Genomic DNA, 19813 nt, shown 5'->3' on the forward strand with positions numbered 1-19813 from the left:
ACCATGACCTCTTCCATTCTGGTGGAGCGCCAGGGCCACGTGGCCATCCTGACGCTGAACCGACCCGATACCCGCAACGCGCTCAGCGGCGACGACCTGTTCGGTGCGTTCGAGCGCCTCTTCGCGGAACTGAACGACGACCTGTCGATCCGGTGCGCCATCCTCACCGGCTCGGGTGCGGCGTTCTGTTCAGGCGGCAACATCGCCGAGATGCGCGACCGGCAAGGCATGTTCGCAGGATCACCAGATCAGATTGTGAGCCAGTACCGAAACGGCATTCAGCGTATCCCGCTGGCCTTCCAGGCGCTTCAGGTTCCCATCATCGCGGCCGTCAATGGGCCGGCCATGGGGGCCGGCAACGACCTGGCCTGCATGTGCGACATCCGCATTGCCTCGACACGCGCGTGCTTCGCGGAAAGCTTTGTCAAGGTCGGCATCGTGCCCGGCGATGGTGGCGCCTGGCTGCTGCCACGCGTGGTCGGAGCCAGCCGCGCCGCGGAAATGGCCTTCACCGGTGACACGGTCAATGCCGAGACGGCGCTGCGGATCGGCCTCGTGTCCAGCGTGGTGGAACCCGATGCGCTGATGCCCGAGGCCATGCGACTGGCTGAGCGGATCTCGGCCAACCCGCCACAGGTACTGCGCTGGACGAAGCAACTGCTCCAGCACGCCGCCCACGGCACGCTGGGCGAGGCGCTCCAACACGCCGGACGGTTCCAGGGGCTGGCCCATCAGACCGCCGACCACGCAGAGGCCGTCGCCAGCTTCTTCGAGAAGCGGCGGCCTGTTTTCACCGGTCACTGAGGCGGCCTGCCATGTTGAACTCGGATGACGATGTCGTGCTGTCGCACGACCCCACACCCGGCGTGCGGGTGCTGCGGCTGAATCGCCCTGCCGTGCTCAATGCACTGAACCTCGCTCTGCGCCAACGCCTGGCCGAGGCCTTTGCCGCGGCCGACACCGACCCTGCTGTGCGCGTGGTGGTGCTTGCAGGTGGAGAGCGCGCTTTCTGTGCAGGGGCCGATCTGAACGAGTACGTCGATGCCTCGCCGACCGATATCATCGGACGGGAGATGGACCGGCTGTGGGGCGCCATCAGCGCCTGTCGCAAGCCGGTGATCGCCGCGGTGCGCGGCCACGCTTTGGGCGGCGGCTGCGAACTGGCCATGCACGCCGACCTGATCCTGGCCAGCGACCAGGCGAGCTTTGGTCAGCCCGAGGTGCTGCTGGGCCTGATGCCCGGCGGCGGGGCCACACAGCGGCTGACACGGGCCGTGGGCAAGTTCCAGGCGATGCGGCTGTTGTTGACCGGTGCGCGACTGACCGCCCCCGAGGCCCTCGCGCTGGGCCTCGTCAGTGAAGTGCACCCGGACGCCGAAGTGGAAGACCGGGCGCTCTCGATGGCTGCGGCCCTCGCCAAGGGGCCCCAACTCGCCCAGCAGTTCATCAAGGAAGCCGTGCTGCAGAGCATGGCCACGACGCTGGAGGTCGGGCTCCAGATGGAGCGCAAATCCTTCCAGCTGCTGTTTGCCACGAAAGACAAGACCACAGGGATCCGGGCGCGCCTTGGCAAGGTTCCGCCTGCGTTCGACTGAGGCGGGTTACCGCGTTTGCTTTGTCCCGGGCACTGCCCGGATCATCGGTCACAGAAAACCCGTCGCCACCGCGTGACAAGGGTCGGAGGAGCACAAGATGAGACAGTCAGACAGAAGCCCCTGGTGGGTGGTGGTCGGCGCCCTGCTGGGCCTGACCGTGGGCAACGGCCCGGTCATGCAATTCACGTTCGGGGTCTTCGTCAAGCCATTGACGGAAGCCTTCGAGACCGACCGAGGCACGGTCTCGGGCGCCTTGTTGATCGGTCTGGTGGCCACGGGCATCGCCACGCCCGTGATCGGCCGACTGGTCGACCGCCACGGCACGCGGCGCGTGGCCTTGCCCGCCATCGTGCTGTTTGCGCTGTGCATGATGGCGATCGGCTGGGTGGCCCAGTCACCGCTGTCACTGATGCTGGCTTATGGCGTGTGCGGCGTGGTGGCAGCCGGCCAGACCCCGCTGCCGTACAGCAAGGCCATCGCCATGACGTTCGACCGCCACCGCGGGCTGGCACTCGGTGTGGCCACGGCGGGCGTCGGGCTGGGCACCATGCTGATGCCCATGCTGGCCCAGAAGCTGATCTCCGTGTGGGGATGGCGAGGCGCCTACATCGGACTGGGGGTCGTGACCTTGCTGGTGGCCTGGCCCGCGATGCGCTGGATGGTGTCTGCACCGCATGCCGTTCAGGGGCGCGCCAGCCACAAGGCGATGCCGGCACAAGCCGGCCTGAGCCGCGGCGAGGCCATGCGCACGGGCGCGTTCTGGCTCCTGGCTGTGTCCTTCTTTGCCGTGGCGCTGGCCGCCTCAGGCGTGGTGGCCCACATCGTGCCCATCATGACGGACCGCGGCGTCTCACCGGCGCAGGCGACGTCAGCCATCAGCGCCGCCGGCCTGGCGCTCATCGTGGGGCGGCTTGCAGCCGGTTGGTTGCTGGACCGCCTGCATGGCCCGCTGGTGGCCCTGGTGTTCTTCAGCCTGCCGCTCATCGGCATTGGCATGCTGTTGTTCAGCACAAGTCCCGCACTGGGCGTGCCGGCGGCCGTGCTGGTGGGCTTGGGCCTCGGGGCCGAGGTGGATCTGATCGCCTTTCTGCAGTCTCGCTACCTGGGGTTGAAGGCCTTCGGCGAGTTGTACGGCTACCTGTTTGCGATCTTCATGCTGGGTTCGGGTTTGGGCCCATTCCTGATGGGACAGAGCTTTCGCCTGCAACAGAGCTACGACCCGGCATTGTGGCTGCTCAGCGGCGGCTTGGTGCTTGCGTGCCTCGCCATGATGCGCATGGGCCCCTACGCCTTTGGCGGCATCCCGGCCACCGAGCCGATGGCAGAAGACCCCGCGCCCTCCGAACGCGCTTCGGAAGCCGCCCCGACCACCCGCGCGGCCTGACGTCACGCGCGCCCAGATCGCGCGCCCCCCACACCACCACCTCGATGCCCGGCCGCTGGCCGGGCCGGGGTGCCCGCTGCCCTTTTGCCTCGCACACCATGCAGAACACCTTCACTTCATGCGCTTTGCGCATCCTTGCCACCTTCACCCTGACACTGTCCACCCTCTCCGTTTCGCAGGCCCAGGTCGGCAGCGCACTGGTGCTGTACGGCGCGGTCGACCTGTCGTTGACGCACGTCTCGAACACGAATGCCGCGGGCCAAGACACGACATCGATCGCCTCCGGCAGCTTCCTGCCTTCGGTGTGGGGCATCCGGGGTCAGGAAGACCTCGGCGGCGGCCTGCAGGCCTTCTTCAAACTGGAAAACAGCTTCAATGTCGACACGGGGGCCGTCACCACCAACGCCTCCTTTTTCAACCGTTTTGCCCTGCTGGGATTGCGTACGCCCTATGGCACGGTCACCGCGGGCCGACTGGGCAGCATGCAGTTCGACTTCACGGCCATGGGTTACGACCTCACCATGCTCGACACTTACGGCATCGTGGCGCTCGGGGCCCTTCCGCCCGCGCTGTTCAAGATCAACAACGCGATCAAATACGAGAGCCCGACATGGGGAGGTTGGCGCGGCAGCCTCATGACGTCGAGCGGCCAGGAACTGCCGGAAGCCAGCGGGGCTGGGCGCTACAGCGGCGCAGCCATCGAGTATGCGCAAGGCGACTTCAAGGCCCGTGCGACACACGAGGTCACGCGCGGCAACCTCACCGGCACACTCGACCAGTCCGGCCTCACCGACAAGCGGACTTCGGTGGCTGCGCGCTGGAACATCGATGCCCTCTCGCTGTTTGCCGATTACGTGTCGGTCCAGGGCGACCTCCGCATCACACCGCGCGGGCATGTCTGGCAAGGCGGCGTCGGATACCGCATCGCCCCCCGTTGGCAGTTGATCGGCGAGTTTGGCGTCTACCGCTACAGCGACTCGAACGGCCGCCCGGCACTGGCGCACTTGATCGCGCAATATGACCTTTCAAAGCGGACCTTGCTCTATGGCTTCTGGACCAAGGTCAACAACCACGGAGGCAGCCAGGTCGGCGCGGCCTTTGCCACGTCGACGTCGAAGCCGGGACAGTCCCAGTCGGCCCTCGGCCTCGGTGTGTCGCACCGTTTCTGAGGGTCGTCATGAAGCGCTGCAACCCATACACCCGCCTCATGGTGTCCGCGGTCGCCGGTGCGCTGACCGCCCTTCCCGGGCTGGCCGGTGGGGCTTCCGGCTCAAGCGGTTCCTCGCCCCATCATGAGGCCACACCGATCACACTGCGTCTTGACGACGGCCTGGTGATCGGCCGTCGGGACGGAGACAGCGAGGCCTTTCTCGGCCTGCCCTATGCCCAACCGCCGGTGGGCGAAGCACGATGGCGGGCGCCGCGTGCTGCATCCCGCCTGCACGGCGTCCGGGATGCCCGGACACCGGGGCCCGTCTGTATGCAGCCCATGGCACCACGCGGGCCCGAGGCCACCCTCGCACAACGCCCCATGTCGGAAGACTGCCTGACCCTCAACATCTGGCGTCCCCTGCAGCGGCAGCACCACGCCTTGCCCATCATGGTGTGGCTGCACGGTGGCGCCTTCCGGCTCGGCGCCGGCTCGCTCTATCTGTACAACGGCGCGGCCCTGGCCGCCAGGCAGGCCATCCTCGTCACGGTGAACTACCGGCTCGGGCCCTTTGGCTTCCTGGCCCACCCGGCACTGAATCGCGATGACGAACCCGGCGTCAACCACGGCCTGCTGGATCAGATCGCCGCGCTGCGCTGGATTCAAGACCATGCGCGCCAACTGGGCGGCGACCCGCAACGCATCACGCTGTTCGGCGAGTCGGCCGGCGGGGCCTCGGTGGGCTATCTGATGACGACACCGCTGGCCAAGGGCCTCTTTCACCGCGCCATCATCCAGTCTGGCGCGCTTGACCTGCCCGAGCGCACACGACAACAAGGCGAACAGACCGCAGCACGCCTCCTCGCGCCGGTGGCCGGGCCAGCGCCCACCGCGGAAGACTTGCGCCAACTGCCAGCCCGGGTACTCATCGATCTGCCCTGGCAACGACAGGACACGATGCCAATGGTGGATGGGCAGGTCGTCCGCAAGCCGATGCGTCAGGCGTTCCGCGATGGCGATGCCGCCCCGATGCCCCTGCTGATCGGCAGCAACGATGCCGAGTCCGGCTTCTTCCCGCCGGCCTGGTCCCAGGCGGTCGTGCAGCAACTCGGTGACCGCTGGGCCGCGGTGCGTGCGCAAATGCCCCTGCCCCCTGCAGCAGGCGAGGCCGAACGCGCCCAGCGCCTTGCCACCGACGTCTTCGCCACCCTGCCCACCTGGCAGGTGGCCCAGGCGCACGCGGGCCAGGCGCCGGTGTACCTCTATCGCTATGGCCACGTCGCTGCCGCACAACGCGGTCACGCCGCTGGCGCCATTCACACGGCCGAGTTGCCGCTGCTCTTCACCCCGGAAGGCGTGGGACACCCTGCACGCGAAGACGCATTCGTGGCCGCCGCGCTGCAACGCTGGTGGACCCACTTTGCCCACAGCGGCCGCCCCACGCCCCGGCATGACCGCTGGCCCAGACTGACCGCCCATGCACCACGCCTGATGTGGATCGACGCGGCCGGAGGACAAGCCATCACGGTACCGGACCGCACATGGCTGGACATCCTCGCGCTCCACCCCGACGTGCACGCCAACTGACCCCTCGCGCCCTTTCCGTCCCTCAGGAGCAACCGTGTCCTCTTCGCCTTCCCTCGACGTTCAGCAACTGCTCGATCGCAGTCCGTTCTCACGCTACCAGTGGCTCATCTTCGGATTGTGTTTCGTGGTGGTGTTGCTGGACGGCTTCGATACCGCGGCCATCGGCTACATCGCCCCATCCCTGATCAAAGACTGGGGCGTGAACAAACTGCAACTGGCTCCGGTCTTGAGCGCAGCCCTCTTCGGGTTGGCCGGCGGCGCCCTTTGTGCAGGCCCGCTGGCAGACCGGCTCGGACGCAAGAAAGTGCTTGTCGTGTCCGTGCTGCTGTTCGGCGCCGGCTGCCTGGCCTCCGGCTTCTCTGCCGACCTGGCCCAGCTCACCGTGCTGCGGTTCATCACCGGCTTTGGACTAGGCGCGGCCATGCCGAATGCGGTGACGCTGATGAGCGAATACTGCCCCTCGGACCGCCGCGCAACCATCACCAATGCCATGTTCTGCGGCTTCCCCCTGGGGGCGGCCCTGGGTGGGTTTCTCGCATCCTGGATGATCCCGCAATTCGGCTGGCGCAGCGTGCTGTACGCCGGTGGCGTGGCCCCGCTGTTGCTTGTCCTGGTGATGCTGCCCGCGCTGCCCGAATCCGTGCGACACATGGTGGCCCGCGGCGAAGCCGCCAACCGCATCCGGGCCGTGCTGCTGCGGATCAACGCCGCCATGGCCCGCGACGCGGCGTCCTTCGTCATGAGCGAACCGGCCAGCGTCACCCCCCAGACCACGCGCGGTCTGCGGCTCGTGCTGTCCAGACCGTATGCGCTGGGCTCGGTGGCACTCTGGCTCGCCTACTTCATGGGCCTCATGATCTTCTACGCTTTGATCAACTGGATGCCTCTTCTCTTCAAGGATGCGGGCATCGACGCCCGGACGGCCACCCTCATCTCTGCGGTCTTCCCGCTGGGTGGCGTGGGCGCCGTGGCCGCAGGCTGGTTGATGGACCGCTACAACGCAGACCGCGTGATCATGGCAGGCTACCTCTGCACCGCAGCAGCCATCTGGGCCATCGGCCAGAGCACGGGTCAAGTGGGCATGCTGATGGCCGTGGTGTTCGTAGCGGGCGCGCTCATGAACACGACCCAGTCGTCCATGCCCGCCTTGGCGGCTGCGTTTTACCCGACCGCCGGCCGCGCCACCGGCGTGGCGTGGATGCTCGGCATCGGGCGCTTCGGCGGCATCGCGGGCTCGTTCCTGGTGGTCGAACTGCAGCGTCGTCAGTTGGGCTTCGAAGCGGTGTTCGCCGTGGTGGCCGTCCCCGGCCTGCTGGCTGCCGGCGCGGTGGCCCTCAAGCAGCGTGTGGCCCGCGCCGAGGCGGGTGCGTCAGCCGCTCAGGAGACACCGCCCGCGCCCACGGAAGGTCGGGCCGCCGGGGCCGGCTCTCCCTGACGCGGTCAGGCCCGCGCGTCGCCCCAGCGCAGCGCGGTGCCTTCCTCGCCCTGGTAGGTGGTGTGGCCGCCGCGGTCCACCACGTACAGCGGCGAGGCGATCACGTCGGTGAAGGTCGCACCCGCATTCAGTCGGGTGTAATCGAACAGCACACTGCGAACCAGGTGGCTGCCGGCACGCAGCTGGCACCCATTGCCCAGCCATGCCGGGCCTTCGATGGTGACACCGTCCTCGATGTCGCTGCCCGAACCGATGTAGACCGGGCCAGTGATGTTGACCTTGTCCCAGTTCACGCGTGTGTTCAGCCCCACCCAGACGCCCGGGCGCACTTCCTTGCCCGGCATGCGCATGTCGGCGATCTCGCCTTTCAGCACGCGCTGCAGCACGGTCCAGTAGTCCGTCACCCGGCCGATGTCGATCCAGTGGAACGGGTGGCTCTGGGCAAAGAACGGCAGCCCCTGCTTCACGAGCAACGGGAACAGCTGGCTGCCGATGTCGAACTCGACACCACGCGGCACCAGTTCGAGCACCGCCGGCTCGAAGATGTAGATGCCCGTACTGGCCAGATTGGACAGCGCCTCTTCGGGCTTGGGCTTTTCCTGGAAGGACTGCACCCGGCCGTCGTCACCGGCCACCACGACGCCGTAGTTCTTCACCTCTTCGCGCGACACGGGCAGGGTCACGACCGTGGCCATGGCCTTCTTGGCATGGTGCTCTTCGAGGGCGGCGGTGATGTCGAGGTCGATGATCGCGTCGCCGCACAGCACCAGCGTGGTGTCGTCGAAAAAGCCAGAGAAATCCTGGATGTGGCGCATGCCACCCGCAGAGCCCTTCGGCCGGGGCACGATTTCGCCATGCTCGCGCACGCCCTCGTACGAATAGCCGATCTCCACACCCCACCGGCTGCCGTCCCCGAAGTAGTTCTCGATCTTCCAGTGGTGGTAAGCCACGTTGATCATGATCTCGCGCACACCGTGGCGGGCCAGGTGCTCGATGATGTACTCAAGGACCGGCTTGCCCAGGATGGGGATCATCGGTTTGGGCATGCCCTTGGTGAGTGGGCGGATCCGGGTCCCTTGACCGGCCGCCAGGATCATGGCTTTTGTCATTTTTCGTTGATGTGTCGTAAGAGGCAGACCGCCCGATTGCACCACAAGGAGGATGACAGCCAAGCGACCGCCCCCCAAGAGGATGCCCCGTCACACCAGTTTGAAACCGCTGCGTTGCAGAAGTTGCACGGCGCAGGCCTGCCCCGTCAATTTGTCACGGGCAAATGGATGACAAAGCAACTGCCGCCACCCTGGCGGGCTTCGCATCGCACCTTGCCACCGTGCCGCTCGGCGATCTGCCTCACCAGGCTCAGACCTAGCCCCACGCCGCCCGCGTACTCGGCATGCCCGGGCAGCCGGTAGAAGGGCTCGAAGATGCGATCACGCTGCTCGGGTGGCACCCCGGGCCCCCGGTCGCAGACGCGCAGCTCGACAAACCGCGGCTGGGCATCCAGCTCGAGCTCGATCTCCGGACCGCCGTAGCGCCGGGCGTTCTCGAGCAGGTTGCGCACGGCACGGCGCAGCAGGCGCTCGTCGCCCGGATAAGGCTGGGCGGGCACCTGCACCGGAGAGACCTCGGCATTGACACGGCGCGCCTCCTCGATGGCCAGCCCGAGCAGGTCGACCGGCTGGCGCTCGATGTCCGTGCGGGCATCGAGCCGGCTGGCCAGCAGCACCTCTTCGACCAACGCGTCGAGTTCGCGAATGTCCTGGTGGATCTCTTCCTTGATCTGCGCGGCGCGCTCGGGCGGCATGTCGGCCATGATGGACACGGCCATCTTCAGGCGGGCCAGCGGCGAACGCAGTTCGTGGCTGGCGTTGGCCAGCAGGCTGCGGTTGGCGGTGACCAGGTCTTCGATGCGCTGCGCGGTGTCGTTGAAGCTGGCGGCCAGCGCGGCCACTTCGTCGCGCCCCTCCACGGTCACGCGGTGTTGCAGTTGCCCGGATCCGAACGCCTCCACCCCGTCCCGCAGGGCTTTGAGCCGGCGGGTGAGCCGGTTGGCCACGGGCCATGCCCCGATGGCGACGGCAATGAACAACAACACCAGCGAGGTGATGAGCGCGGGCACGCCCTCCACCAACCACAAGGGCAGGAACGCAGGCGGGAAGTCGGACCACCAGCCGTGCGGCGCCCCTCGCGGCTCGACCGGGGGCGCACCCCGCGTGAACGGCGGCGGGCCTTCAGCGCCGTGGCCCATGCCGGGCGGAGGCGGTGGCCCCATCCCGCCGGGCAACACGCGCAAGCGCAACGAACCAGGGCGCAGCATCCACAAGGTGCGGCCGTCCGACAGACGGGATTGCTGCAGGCGGCCGCGCATGTCCGGCGCGCGCCGCAGGATGTCGGCGAGCAGGGGAGAGGTCGCCAGGCGCTCGCCACGGGCGTCGTCCAGCGCCATGGGCATGCGCAGTCGCTCCGACCAGTCCAGCAGCGCGTTGGCCTGCTCCTCGACCGGCGCCGTCACGGGCGGCAGGCTGTTCTCCAGCAGTTCGGCCCAGGCGGCCGCGCGCTCGGCGTGGAAGGCGCGCGTCTGCAGTTGTTCACGCTGGTGCTCGAGGTTGCGCTGCGCCAGCCAGCCTGACACCAGCGCAAAGATCAGCAGGACCGCGACGACGGCCAGGTAAATGCGCAGCGCGAGCGTCTTCATCGGGCGTCGACGTCGGCGTCCTGCTTCTTCGCGAAGACGTAGCCCACGCCGCGCACGGTCAGGATGCGGCGCGGCTCCTTGGGCTCGTCCTCGATGGCGGCACGGATGCGCGAGATGTGGACATCGATGGAGCGATCGAAGGCTTCCAGCGGGTGCCCTTTGAGCGCGTCCATGATCTGGTCACGGCTCAGCACGCGGCCGGGATGCTGGGCGAGCACCGACAGCAGGTCGAACTGATAGGACGTGAGGTCGCACGGTTTGCTGTCGAGGCGCACCTGGCGCAGGCCGGTGTCGATCTCGAGGCGGCCAAAGCGCCAGACATCGTTGTCGTCGGTCGCCGGGCCGGTGCGCCGCAGGAGGGCGCGCAGGCGGGCGAGCAGCTCGCGCGGCTCGAAGGGCTTGGGGAGGTAGTCGTCTGCCCCGATCTCCAACCCGACGATGCGGTCGGTGGGTTCGCCGCGCGCACTCAGCATCAGCAGCGGCAGGCTGCGTGTACGCGGCGAGGCACGCAACTCCCGGCACAGGTCCAGCCCGTCGCCGTCCGGCAGCATGAGATCGAGCACCAGGGCGTCGAAGGCCTGGCGCGCAATCAGTTCACGGCCAGCTGCCAGACTGGGGGCACACGACACGAGGTAGCCGTGGCTGCGCAGGTAGTCACCGACCATGGCACTGAGGCGAAGGTCGTCGTCAATCAGCAGGATGTGCTCGCTCATGTCCGGCATTGTCGCGCGCTCCATGCTCACCGTGCGTCAGGGCGCTCCGCGCCGTCGCGGCCGTGATGCCGGTGATGCATGCGGTCGCCGCCGCGACGGTCCATGCGCGCCTGCACTTCCTTGGCAAAGGTGGCGCGCTGCTCGGGCGTCAGCACCTTGGCGATGTCGACCGCGGCCTGCAGCATGCGCTGGCTGACCTGATCGTGATGGGCGTGCAGTTGCTGGCGAAGCTTCTCCGCGCCGGCCGCATCGACCTGGGGCTGGGCGAGCAGCGCCAGCATCGCACGGTAAGGGTGTGCCGGCTGGCCGTCTGCCCCTGGCGGCAGCTTGCTGTGCAGCGTCTGCATGTCAGCACGCGCCTTGTCGGCGATCTCGCGGATCTGCTTGCGCTGAGGGTCGGTGGCCCTCACGGTATCGAGCATGCGGTCCAGGCCGCGGCCTTCGAAGGGCATGCCCATCATCATGCCGCCATGGCCATACCCGTGCCCATGCGGCATCGTGGCCTGAGCCGCAGGCGCATTGGCGCCGCCCGTGTTGCCAGGCGAGGCCGCCCAGGCGTTCGCCGACCAGACAGTGAGGGCCGTGGCGCCGGCGAGCAGCATGCCCAGGGCCCAGCCCTGGCGGCCAAGGGGTTGGCTGGCATGCGCGGTGCGAGAGGAATTCGTCATCTGCTTCTCCTGGTTGAAAGCCGTTGTGGCCTGTGAAGAAGAGGATGCGCTGCGGGGGTAAAGCGGCTGTGGCCCGGGGGTAAAGATCTGTGAAAGCCGCTCACACCCGAACGCCAAAACAGAAAAGCCCGCTGCCTTTCGGCAAACGGGCTTTTGTATGGCGGAGAGGGTGGGATTCGAACCCACGGTACGTTATGCACGTACGCCTGATTTCGAGTCAGGTACATTCGACCACTCTGCCACCTCTCCTGAAAACGGTGCATCCGTGGTCAACGGCGTAGACCGCGACTATAGCAGGTTTTTCACCCGCCTCACCTGCTCGCGCGTTGCATCAGACCGACAACACCTCGGCGCCCCCCAGATAGGGACGCAACGCGGCCGGCACGCGGATGCTGCCGTCGGCCTGCTGGTGGTTCTCCAGCACGGCCACCAGCGCGCGGCCCACGGCCAGGCCCGAGCCGTTGAGCGTGTGGACCAGTTCGTTCTTGCCCTGCGCGTTCTTGAAGCGGGCCTGCATGCGGCGCGACTGGAAGGCCTCGCAGTTCGAGCACGAGCTGATCTCGCGGTAGGTGTTTTGCGCGGGCAGCCACACCTCAAGGTCGTAGGTGCGCGCTGCACCAAAACCCATGTCGCCCGTGCACAGCGCCATCACGCGGTACGGCAGCTCCAGCTTCTGCAGGATGGCTTCGGCGTGGCCGACCATCTCTTCCAGCGCGGCGTTGCTCTGCTCCGGCGTGGTGATCTGCACCATCTCGACCTTGTCGAACTGGTGCTGGCGGATCATGCCGCGGGTGTCACGGCCGGCACTGCCCGCTTCCGAACGGAAGCACGGCGTGTGGCCCGTGAGCTTGATGGGCAGTTGGTCCACCGGCACGATGGTGTCGGCCACGGTGTTGGTGAGCGTGACTTCGCTGGTGGGAATCAGGTACCACTTGCTGTCGGCGTCTTCCGCATCGCCCGACGTGACGTGGAAGAGGTCCTGCTCGAACTTGGGCAGCTGGCCCGTGCCCTGCAGTGCCGGCGCCTTCACCAGATAGGGCGTGTAGCACTCGGTGTAGCCATGCTCCTGGGTCTGCACGTCCAGCATGAAGGCGGCGAGCGCGCGGTGCAGGCGGGCAATGGGGCCCTTCATGAAGGTGAAGCGTGCGCCCGACAGCTTCGAACCGGTTTCGAAATCGAGGCCCAGCTTCTCGCCGAGGTCGACGTGGTCGCGCACGGTGAAGGCATAGGCGCCCGGGGTGCCCCAGCGGCGCACCTCGACGTTGCCCGACTCGTCCGAGCCCACAGGCACGCCGTCCTGGGGCAGGTTGGGCACGGCCTGCAGCATGGCCAGCAGCTCGGTCTGGATGCCCTCCAGGCGCTCGGCCGAGGCCTTCAGCTCATCGGCAATGCCGGCCACCTCGGCCATCACGCGTTCGACCTCGGCTGCGGTGTCTTCGCCCTTGGCTGCCTTGCCCTTGAGCATGCCGATCTGCTTGGACAGGCTGTTGCGCTGGGCCTGCAGTTCTTCAGTGCGGGTCTGGATGCGCTTGCGCTCGGCCTCCAGCTCACGGAAGCGCGCCTCGTCGAGGAAGGGCTGCGGGTTCTTGCGCAGGGCCAGTTTGGCGAGCACGCCGTCGAGGTCTTTGCGCAGCAGGGCGATGTCGAGCATGGTGTGTGTCGATGAGAGAGAGTCAGGGGTGACGGGTGGCGCTCAGGCCTGGCCCCGTTCGGAAGGCAGCGGGCGATCGAGGCCGGTGCCGCCCAGGCCTTTGGGCAGCGGGAAGCGCACGTGCTCTTCCACGCCCTGCATGCGGCGCACCGAAACCGCGCCCAGCGCCTTGAGCTGGCCGATGACGCGCTGCACGAGCACGTCAGGCGCCGAGGCGCCGGCCGTGAGCCCGACGCGCGGGCGGCCCTCGAACCAGCTGGACTGCAGGTCTTCCGGGCAGTCGACCATGTAGGCGGGCGTGCCCAGGCGCTCGGCGAGTTCCCGCAGGCGGTTGCTGTTGGAGCTGGTCGGGCTGCCCACCACGACCACCACATCGACCTGCGGCGCCATGATCTTCACGGCGTCCTGACGGTTCTGGGTGGCGTAGCAGATGTCCTGCTGCTTGGGCTCGCGGATGTGCGGAAAGCGCTGCTTGATGGCGTTCAGGATGCCCGCCGCGTCGTCCACCGACAGCGTGGTCTGGGTGACCACAGCCAGCTTCTCGGGGTTGTGCACCTGCACGCGGGCCACGTCGTCGATGTCTTCGACGAGGTAGATGCCGTCGGACAACTGGCCCATGGTGCCTTCGACCTCGGGGTGCCCCTTGTGGCCGATCATCAGGAACTCGTAGCCCTCACGGCGCAGCTTGGCCACCTCGATGTGCACCTTGGTGACCAGCGGGCAGGTGGCGTCGAAGATGCTGAAGCCGCGGCGCTCGGCCTCCTGGCGCACTTCCTGGCTGACGCCGTGGGCGCTGAAGATCAGCGTGGCGCCCGCGGGCACCTCGGCCAGATCCTCGATGAAGATGGCGCCCTTGGCCTTCAGGTCGTTGACGACGTAGGTGTTGTGGACGATTTCGTGGCGCACGTAGATGGGCGCGCCGAACTGGGCCAGCGCCCGCTCGACGATCTCGATGGCGCGGTCGACCCCCGCGCAGAAGCCGCGGGGCTCGGCCAGCAGGACGTCCTGCACGTGGGGCGTCAGAGGCACGGGGCGGCCCTCACAACACGCCGATCAGCTGCACCTCGAAGGTGACGGGCTGGCCGGCCAGGGGGTGGTTGAAGTCGAACAGCGCCCACTCGTCGGTGGTCTCGCGCACGACGCCGGCAAACGAGCCGCTGCCATCGGGCGTGGGGAACTGCACCACGTCGCCGACATTCCAGGTCTCGTCCGGGTCGCCCAGCTGGCGCAGCAGCGACAGCGCCACCTTCTGCACCATCTCCGGGTTGCGCGGGCCGAAGGCTTCGCCAGGCTCGAGCTCGATGACGGTACGGGTGCCTTCGATCAGGCCCACCAGGCGGGCTTCCAGGGCAGGCGACAGTTCGTTGGAGCCGATCGACAGCGTGGCCGGCTTGTCGTTGAAGGTGTTGACCAGGTCTTCGCCATCCGGCCCGGCCAGACGGTAGTGCAGGGTCAGGAAGGAGCCGGGTTGAACGGTGGGCGCAGCAGAGGTCATGGTCAGGACCGCCTTGAAGACGGGCGGGTTCCGTGGAGGCAGGAAAAGCATGATTTTGCCGCAGTCCACCAATCAGGAGGATGGGCGGGTTGATCGGCGCTGCCGACAATCGCCCGCAAAAACAGGAAGACACGATGAAGGACCTGCCTGCCGCGATGCGGCCACGGGAGAAACTGCTGGCGCTCGGCCCCGGCGCGCTGGCCGACGCCGAGTTGCTGGCCTTGTTGCTGCGCACCGGCATGAAGGGGCTGGGCGTGCTGCAACTGGCCGAGAAACTGCTGGCCGAGCTGGGCGGCTTTGCCGGCCTGCTGCACGCCGAACCGGCCCGGCTCAAGGGCCTGAAGGGCCTGGGCCCGGCCAAGCGCGCCGAGCTGCTGGCCGTGATGGAGATGGCCCGCCGCGGCCTGAGTGGCACCCTGCAGGCGCAGCCGGTGTTCAACTCGCCCCAGGCGGTGAAGGACTACCTCCAGATGCGGCTGGGCGCCCTGCCCCACGAGGTGTTTGCCGTGGTGTTTCTGGATGCGCAGCATCGGCTGCTGGCCTGCGAGGAGCTTTTCAGGGGCTCACTCACGCAGACGTCGGTGTACCCCAGAGAGGTCGTCAAGCGCACGCTGGCGCTCAACGCAGGCAGCGTGATCCTGGCGCACAACCACCCGTCGGGCGTGCTCGAACCTTCACGTGCCGACGAGCTGCTGACGCAGACACTCAAGAGCAGCCTGAACCTCATCGACGTCAAGGTGCTGGACCACGTGGTGGTGGGCCGAGGCGGGGCGCTGTCGTTCGCCGAGCGCGGCCTGATCTGAGCCCGCCCTCGATGCTGGGGCGACTCCCGATGCGACGCGCCCCGGAACAGCCTGCATCTTGAGTTAGGCTTGACCCCGTGAAAAACGGGACCAAGCCCCCCTCTCAGGCCCCCTCGTCCACGCCGCTGCGCGACTTTGCCGACCTTAAGAAGGCATTGAAGCAGGCGGCGAAGGAAACGGCCGCCCGCCTCGAACGCGAACGCGCCGAACGCGCGCAGCGCGAGGCCGCACAACGCCGTCACGAGGCCGAAGCCGAGCTGTTCAAGCGCTCGGTGGGGCAGGTCAACCGGCTGCCGGACACGGGCCGCATTCTGGGAGGCGGCCCCCGCCCCGAGCCCGTGCCGGCCAGCAAGCAGCAGGACGAGCAGGCCGTGCTCAAGGAGTCGCTGTCCGACGAGTTCGACGTCGAGAGCCTGCTGGAAACCGACGCATCGCTGTCATGGCGGCGCACCGAGATCGGCATCGACGTTGTGCGCAAACTGCGCCGCGGTGTGTGGGCCCTGCAAGGCGAGCTCGATCTGCACGGACTGCGCACCGATGAGGCGCGTGAGCGGCTGGTCGGTTTCCTGCGCGAGGCCCAGACCAAAGGATGGCGCTGTGTGCGCGTCGTGCATGGCAAGGGTCTGGGCTCACCGGGCCGCCAGCCCGTGCTCAAGGACAAGGTGCACCGCTGGCTTGTCCAGAGCGAACGGGTGCTAGCCTTCGTGCAGGCACGGGCCGATGAAGGCGGTCATGGTGCGGTGGTGGTGCTGCTGCAATCCACCAGCAAGCCGGGTGCACCCGGCGGGGGCTGAACCCGCCCGGCGTCAGACGCCCTGGTTGCGCATCCAGTCGGCGGTCTGGAAGAAGGCCTTCTGCAGACGCGGCACCAGGTCGGCTTCGACCCCGATGTCGGCCATGGCCTGGTCCATGCATCCCACCCACTGGTCGCGCTCGCGGATGCCGATGGGGAACGGCATGTGGCGCGCACGCAGGCGGGGATGGCCGAAGCGCTCGATGTAGTGGTTCGGGCCGCCGAGCCAGCCGCTGAGGAACCAGTAGAGCTTGTCACGGGCCTCGTCCAGCGTGCTGCCGTGCACGGCACGGAGTTCGCGGTAGGCCGGCTCCAGGTCCATCAGGTCGTAGAAACGGTCGACCAGTTCGCGCACGCGTGCATCGCCGCCCAGCAGCTCGTAGGCCGTGGGCTGGCTCAGGTCATCGGTATCGGTATCGCTTGCAGACATGGGGCGGCACTCTAGCAGGCGGGCCTGCGCCCAGGGTCAGCGCGGCGAAGCCAGCCGCGCCGCCACCTGCAGGATGCCCTGTGCGGCCGCACTGCCCGGGTGCAGCTCGAGCAGCAGCGAGCGCTTGCGCACGGCTTCGCGCACCGCCGAATCGAGCGGGATGTCGCCCAGCAGCTGCAGGCGCGGGGGCACCCCCTTGGGGCCCTGCACGAAGCGCTCGACCACCTGCTGAAGCTGATTGCAGATCGCACGACCGTCTCCGGGCCGGCCCACCTGGTTCACCACCAGGTGCAGCACTTCCCGGCCCTGCTGGGCCGACAGCACCTTGATGGTCGCGTAGGCGTCGGTCAGGGAGGTGGGCTCGGGCGTGGCCACGACGACCACGTCCTGCGCCATCGAGACGGCATGCAGCACGACGTCGGAGATGCCGGCGCCGGTGTCGATCAGGATGACGTCGAAGCGCGGCTTGACCGCCTCGAAGATGCCTTGCAGCTGGTCACGCACTTCGGGCGTGAGGCGCGAATACTCGACCAGACCCGATCCGGCCAGCAGCACCGAGAACCCGCCCGGCGCAGGCAGGATGGCCTCTTCCAGCTGCGCCTTGCCGGTGAAGACGTCGTGGAGCGTGATCTTCGGATAGAGGTTGAGGACCACATCGAGGTTGGCCAGGCCCAGGTCGGCATCCAGCACGAGCACCTTGAGTCCCTGCCGGCTGAGGGCCGCCGCCAGGTTGGCGCTGACAAAGGTCTTGCCGACACCGCCCTTGCCGCTGGTGATGGCCAGCGTGCGGGCAATGCGTGCAGACGCGGTGGGTTTCGGAGGAGCGGAGGCGGACATGGACACCATCATTCGGTGGTTTTCGGCAGGTCATCGGGCAGACCTGAGGCCAAAAACGGGTCAGATTGCGCAAGGCCGCTGAACAACAGGCCTTTTTCCTCGGCGCTCACCACCGTCAGGGGCGGCATATCGAGGCAGGTACGGTTGCGGCCCTCGGTCTTGGCGCGGTAAAGCTGCTGGTCGGCGCGCTCGGACCACAGCACCGCTGAGGAGCGGACCCACTGCGGCGCAAACGCCCCGCCGATGCTGACGGTGACGGACAGCTGCTGGCCGCCGATGACGGCGACGGGGCAGACCTGCACCCGCTTGCGGATGCGTTCGGCGACGGTCTGACCGAACGCCGGCGGGCAGTTGGGCAGGATGATCGCGAACTCTTCACCGCCCAGCCGCGCCACAAGGTCCATCGGGCGCACACAGTCCTGCAGGCACGCAGCCACGGACTGGATCACCATGTCACCGGCGGCATGCCCGTGGCAGTCGTTGACCTTCTTGAAGTGGTCGATGTCGGCGATGAGCAGCAAGGCCGGTTCGCCAACGCGCGCGACGCGGTCGATCTCACGGGCGATCGCGGCCTCGAACTGCCGGCGGTTGGCCAGCCCCGTGAGGGCATCGCGGCTCGACAGATCACACAGTCCGTCGATGACGGCCTGCATCCATTCGGCCGAACCGGGCAGCAACCCGGCAGGTGGCACCCATCCGGCCTGGCTCAGCAAGCTGAGCGCCATCTCCAGGCGCAGTTCGGCCACACCCTCGGCGAGGGGCACGGCAACAGGTGTTTCGAGATCCAGGGTGGCGATGGCAGACCCCATGAGGCTGGTAAAGCTGGGTTCCAGTCTAGCAGTTGCACCATGCGCAAGCCGTTGAATAAGCGCCCTTTCCTGTGCGAGCTTGCACGTTTCATGGGGTATGCGACCAAGGCAAGCTCAAGGATCGCCACATCCCGGCCGATAAACCTAGGCGGCCGTTTGCCGTCGCCAACCGTCTGCCTGTCATGCAACCCATTGCGCCTGACCTGTCCCCCGCTCTCAATGACCGGGAGTTCGAGTTCCACCCCCGGGACTTCGCCCGGGTGCGGGCGCTGATCTACGAACGGGCCGGCATCAGCCTGCACGAAGGCAAGCAGGCGATGGTCTACAGCCGGCTGTCGCGCCGGCTGCGCGAAACCGGCCACCAGTCGTTCGAGAGCTACCTGCGGTGGCTGGAAAGCCACACCGGCAGCGAGTGGCAGGAGTTCGTGAACTGCCTCACGACCAACCTGACCAGCTTCTTCCGCGAGGAGCACCACTTCCATGCACTGGCCGAGTGGCTCAAGGCCCGCGGCTCGACGCCCACGCGCATCTGGTGCTGCGCCGCCTCGACGGGCGAGGAACCCTATTCGCTGGCCATGACCGTGGCCGAGTCGCTGGGCCTGCACGCGCCGGTGAAGATCCTGTGCAGCGACATCGACACCAATGTGCTGACCACCGCCTCGCGTGCGGTGTACACGGCCGACGCCCGTGGCCTGAGCCCGCAGCGGCTGCGCAACTTCTTTCTGCGCGGCAAGGGCGCCAACGAAGGCAGCATCCGCGTCAAGCCGGAACTGGCTCGCATGGTGGAGTTCCGGCCTTTCAACCTGATGCAGACGAGCTGGCAGCTCGGCGAGCCCTTCGACATCGTGTTCTGCCGCAACGTGATGATCTACTTCGATGGCCCGACCCAGCGCAAGGTGCTTGAGCGCATCCACGGCGTGATGAAGCCGAAGGGCCTGCTGTTCGTGGGTCACTCGGAAAACTTCACCGATTCCCGCGACCTCTTCCACTTGCGCGGCAAGACGGTCTATGACAGGGTCTGACGGACAGGCTGGAGACAAGGACAAGCGATGATCAGCACCACCCCGATGGGCGCACGCCCCGGCACCCCGCCGCCAGCCCGACTGCAGCAGAGTCCGATGGGACAACGCAGCGACCGGCTGGACCGGCTGAAGGCCCGCATCCCGAAGCCGGGCGAGGCCTCGTTCTTCTTCTACGACGCGCACTTCAAGGCCGAGGCGGTCAAGATCCTGCCCGGTGAGTACTTCGTGTACGACGAGGACCTGCTGATCATGACGACGCTGGGGTCGTGCATCGCCGTGTGCCTGTGGGACCGGCAGGCCAAGGTCGGCGGCATGAACCACTTCATGCTGCCCGACAACGGTGGCGGGGCCAGCGACTCGGGCCGCTATGGCTCGTTCGCGATGGAACTGCTGATCAACGAGATGATGAAGAAGGGCGCGTCGCGGATGACGATGGAAGCCAAGGTGTTCGGCGGCGGCGCCGTGATCACCGGCATGAACACCATCAACGTCGGCGAGCGCAACACGGCCTTCGTGATGGACTACCTCAAGACCGAACGCATTCCGGTGGTCTCGAAGGACGTGCTCGACATCTACCCGCGCAAGGTGTGCTTCCTGCCTTTCAGCGGCAAGGCCATGGTGAAACGCCTGGCGCCGAGCAACCCCGAGGCCATCATCCAGCAGGAGCGCCTGGCTGCGCAGAAGGTCACGCCTGTGGCCAGCAACGGCGGCTCCATCGACCTTTTCTGAGCCCACGGAGACAAGAA

At 67.4% G+C, this 19813-nt stretch carries 20 protein-coding genes and 1 tRNA gene; 10 read left to right on the forward strand and 11 right to left on the reverse strand.

Features of this window, described 5'->3' with window-relative positions:
- Nucleotides 1–3: 3 nt before the first annotated feature.
- From DEH84_RS14470 to DEH84_RS14495, 6 genes are all read left to right on the forward strand, one after another.
- Nucleotides 4–804 (forward strand): crotonase/enoyl-CoA hydratase family protein, encoded by an 801-nt coding sequence (locus tag DEH84_RS14470; RefSeq protein ID WP_109037489.1) that lies wholly within the window; start codon nt 4–6, stop codon nt 802–804.
- Between the two features lie 11 nt (nt 805–815).
- Complete coding sequence (locus tag DEH84_RS14475; RefSeq protein WP_109037490.1) at nt 816–1595, forward strand: enoyl-CoA hydratase-related protein; 780 nt, start codon at nt 816–818, stop codon at nt 1593–1595.
- A gap of 97 nt (nt 1596–1692) precedes the next feature.
- The gene (locus tag DEH84_RS14480) at nt 1693–2979 is read left to right on the forward strand and encodes an MFS transporter (RefSeq protein ID WP_109037491.1); all 1287 of its coding nucleotides are present in this window, start codon (nt 1693–1695) and stop codon (nt 2977–2979) included.
- Nucleotides 2980–3077: 98 nt separating this feature from the next.
- Nucleotides 3078–4148, forward strand: a complete 1071-nt coding sequence (locus DEH84_RS14485; RefSeq protein WP_159098984.1) for a porin — start codon at nt 3078–3080, stop codon at nt 4146–4148.
- Between the two features lie 38 nt (nt 4149–4186).
- On the forward strand, nt 4187–5716 hold the full coding sequence (locus DEH84_RS14490; RefSeq protein ID WP_159098985.1) for a carboxylesterase/lipase family protein: 1530 nt from the start codon (nt 4187–4189) through the stop codon (nt 5714–5716).
- A gap of 34 nt (nt 5717–5750) precedes the next feature.
- Nucleotides 5751–7151, forward strand: coding sequence for an MFS transporter (locus DEH84_RS14495; RefSeq protein ID WP_109037494.1), 1401 nt, complete (start codon nt 5751–5753; stop codon nt 7149–7151).
- A gap of 5 nt (nt 7152–7156) precedes the next feature.
- Here DEH84_RS14495 and DEH84_RS14500 read toward each other — a convergent pair whose 3' ends face one another.
- From DEH84_RS14500 to DEH84_RS14535, 8 genes are all read right to left on the reverse strand, one after another.
- Nucleotides 7157–8197 carry a nucleotidyltransferase family protein gene (locus DEH84_RS14500; RefSeq protein WP_425428962.1) on the reverse strand — a complete coding sequence of 347 codons (1041 nt, stop codon included), beginning with the start codon at nt 8195–8197 and terminating at the stop codon, nt 7157–7159.
- Nucleotides 8198–8406: 209 nt separating this feature from the next.
- Entirely contained in the window at nt 8407–9846 is a 1440-nt protein-coding gene (locus DEH84_RS14505; RefSeq protein WP_109037496.1) for a sensor histidine kinase, read from the reverse strand.
- Nucleotides 9843–10559 (reverse strand): winged helix-turn-helix domain-containing protein, encoded by a 717-nt coding sequence (locus DEH84_RS14510; protein WP_109038409.1) that lies wholly within the window; start codon nt 10557–10559, stop codon nt 9843–9845. The genes DEH84_RS14505 and DEH84_RS14510 overlap by 4 nt, the downstream gene beginning before the upstream one ends.
- 26 nt (nt 10560–10585) lie before the next feature.
- Nucleotides 10586–11227 carry a Spy/CpxP family protein refolding chaperone gene (locus DEH84_RS14515; protein WP_245932603.1) on the reverse strand — a complete coding sequence of 214 codons (642 nt, stop codon included), beginning with the start codon at nt 11225–11227 and terminating at the stop codon, nt 10586–10588.
- Between the two features lie 158 nt (nt 11228–11385).
- Nucleotides 11386–11476 (reverse strand) — tRNA-Ser (locus DEH84_RS14520).
- 82 nt (nt 11477–11558) lie between these two features.
- The gene (gene serS / locus DEH84_RS14525) at nt 11559–12878 is read right to left on the reverse strand and encodes a serine--tRNA ligase (RefSeq protein WP_109037497.1); all 1320 of its coding nucleotides are present in this window, start codon (nt 12876–12878) and stop codon (nt 11559–11561) included.
- Nucleotides 12879–12920: 42 nt separating this feature from the next.
- On the reverse strand, nt 12921–13901 hold the full coding sequence (gene ispH / locus DEH84_RS14530; RefSeq protein ID WP_109038411.1) for a 4-hydroxy-3-methylbut-2-enyl diphosphate reductase: 981 nt from the start codon (nt 13899–13901) through the stop codon (nt 12921–12923).
- Nucleotides 13902–13917: 16 nt separating this feature from the next.
- Nucleotides 13918–14373: an FKBP-type peptidyl-prolyl cis-trans isomerase gene (locus tag DEH84_RS14535; RefSeq protein ID WP_109038412.1), complete on the reverse strand. Its 456-nt coding sequence runs from the start codon at nt 14371–14373 to the stop codon at nt 13918–13920.
- A gap of 134 nt (nt 14374–14507) precedes the next feature.
- On the opposite strand from DEH84_RS14535, the gene radC reads away from it, so the two are divergent.
- Together radC and DEH84_RS14545 are read left to right on the forward strand one after the other, a co-directional pair.
- A complete protein-coding gene (gene radC, locus DEH84_RS14540) occupies nt 14508–15176 on the forward strand; it encodes a RadC family protein (protein ID WP_109038413.1) in 669 nt (222 codons plus the stop codon).
- Nucleotides 15177–15253: 77 nt separating this feature from the next.
- Nucleotides 15254–15970: a Smr/MutS family protein gene (locus DEH84_RS14545; protein ID WP_109037498.1), complete on the forward strand. Its 717-nt coding sequence runs from the start codon at nt 15254–15256 to the stop codon at nt 15968–15970.
- A gap of 12 nt (nt 15971–15982) precedes the next feature.
- Here DEH84_RS14545 and DEH84_RS14550 read toward each other — a convergent pair whose 3' ends face one another.
- From DEH84_RS14550 to DEH84_RS14560, 3 genes are read right to left on the reverse strand one after another with little or no spacing between them, the layout of a single operon-like run.
- Nucleotides 15983–16399 (reverse strand): group II truncated hemoglobin, encoded by a 417-nt coding sequence (locus tag DEH84_RS14550; protein ID WP_109037499.1) that lies wholly within the window; start codon nt 16397–16399, stop codon nt 15983–15985.
- A 36-nt stretch (nt 16400–16435) separates the two neighbouring features.
- On the reverse strand, nt 16436–17248 hold the full coding sequence (locus DEH84_RS14555; protein WP_109037500.1) for a MinD/ParA family protein: 813 nt from the start codon (nt 17246–17248) through the stop codon (nt 16436–16438).
- Nucleotides 17245–18045: a GGDEF domain-containing protein gene (locus DEH84_RS14560; protein ID WP_109037501.1), complete on the reverse strand. Its 801-nt coding sequence runs from the start codon at nt 18043–18045 to the stop codon at nt 17245–17247. The genes DEH84_RS14555 and DEH84_RS14560 overlap by 4 nt, the downstream gene beginning before the upstream one ends.
- Nucleotides 18046–18227: 182 nt before the next feature.
- On the opposite strand from DEH84_RS14560, the gene DEH84_RS14565 reads away from it, so the two are divergent.
- Nucleotides 18228–19067 carry a CheR family methyltransferase gene (locus DEH84_RS14565; RefSeq protein WP_109037502.1) on the forward strand — a complete coding sequence of 280 codons (840 nt, stop codon included), beginning with the start codon at nt 18228–18230 and terminating at the stop codon, nt 19065–19067.
- 96 nt (nt 19068–19163) lie between these two features.
- On the forward strand, nt 19164–19796 hold the full coding sequence (gene cheD / locus DEH84_RS14570) for a chemoreceptor glutamine deamidase CheD (RefSeq protein ID WP_245932788.1): 633 nt from the start codon (nt 19164–19166) through the stop codon (nt 19794–19796).
- Nucleotides 19797–19813 lie beyond the last annotated feature (17 nt).

Origin of the sequence: Aquabacterium olei, assembly GCF_003100395.1 — a bacterium.
GTDB classification, from domain to species: domain Bacteria; phylum Pseudomonadota; class Gammaproteobacteria; order Burkholderiales; family Burkholderiaceae_C; genus Aquabacterium; species Aquabacterium olei.

Coding starts and splice junctions, on each gene's coding strand:
- DEH84_RS14470 (WP_109037489.1), top strand. CDS start 4: ATGACCTCTTCCATTCTGGTGGAGCGCCAGGGCCACGTGGCCATCCTG.
- DEH84_RS14505 (WP_109037496.1), bottom strand. CDS start 9,846: ATGAAGACGCTCGCGCTGCGCATTTACCTGGCCGTCGTCGCGGTCCTG.
- DEH84_RS14480 (WP_109037491.1), top strand. CDS start 1,693: ATGAGACAGTCAGACAGAAGCCCCTGGTGGGTGGTGGTCGGCGCCCTG.
- DEH84_RS14550 (WP_109037499.1), bottom strand. CDS start 16,399: ATGTCTGCAAGCGATACCGATACCGATGACCTGAGCCAGCCCACGGCC.
- radC (WP_109038413.1), top strand. CDS start 14,508: ATGAAGGACCTGCCTGCCGCGATGCGGCCACGGGAGAAACTGCTGGCG.
- DEH84_RS14510 (WP_109038409.1), bottom strand. CDS start 10,559: ATGAGCGAGCACATCCTGCTGATTGACGACGACCTTCGCCTCAGTGCC.
- cheD (WP_245932788.1), top strand. CDS start 19,164: ATGGGACAACGCAGCGACCGGCTGGACCGGCTGAAGGCCCGCATCCCG.
- DEH84_RS14560 (WP_109037501.1), bottom strand. CDS start 18,045: ATGGGGTCTGCCATCGCCACCCTGGATCTCGAAACACCTGTTGCCGTG.
- DEH84_RS14565 (WP_109037502.1), top strand. CDS start 18,228: ATGCAACCCATTGCGCCTGACCTGTCCCCCGCTCTCAATGACCGGGAG.
- serS (WP_109037497.1), bottom strand. CDS start 12,878: ATGCTCGACATCGCCCTGCTGCGCAAAGACCTCGACGGCGTGCTCGCC.
- DEH84_RS14515 (WP_245932603.1), bottom strand. CDS start 11,227: ATGACGAATTCCTCTCGCACCGCGCATGCCAGCCAACCCCTTGGCCGC.
- DEH84_RS14500 (WP_425428962.1), bottom strand. CDS start 8,197: ATGCCCAAACCGATGATCCCCATCCTGGGCAAGCCGGTCCTTGAGTAC.
- DEH84_RS14485 (WP_159098984.1), top strand. CDS start 3,078: ATGCAGAACACCTTCACTTCATGCGCTTTGCGCATCCTTGCCACCTTC.
- DEH84_RS14535 (WP_109038412.1), bottom strand. CDS start 14,373: ATGACCTCTGCTGCGCCCACCGTTCAACCCGGCTCCTTCCTGACCCTG.
- DEH84_RS14555 (WP_109037500.1), bottom strand. CDS start 17,248: ATGATGGTGTCCATGTCCGCCTCCGCTCCTCCGAAACCCACCGCGTCT.
- DEH84_RS14490 (WP_159098985.1), top strand. CDS start 4,187: ATGGTGTCCGCGGTCGCCGGTGCGCTGACCGCCCTTCCCGGGCTGGCC.
- DEH84_RS14475 (WP_109037490.1), top strand. CDS start 816: ATGTTGAACTCGGATGACGATGTCGTGCTGTCGCACGACCCCACACCC.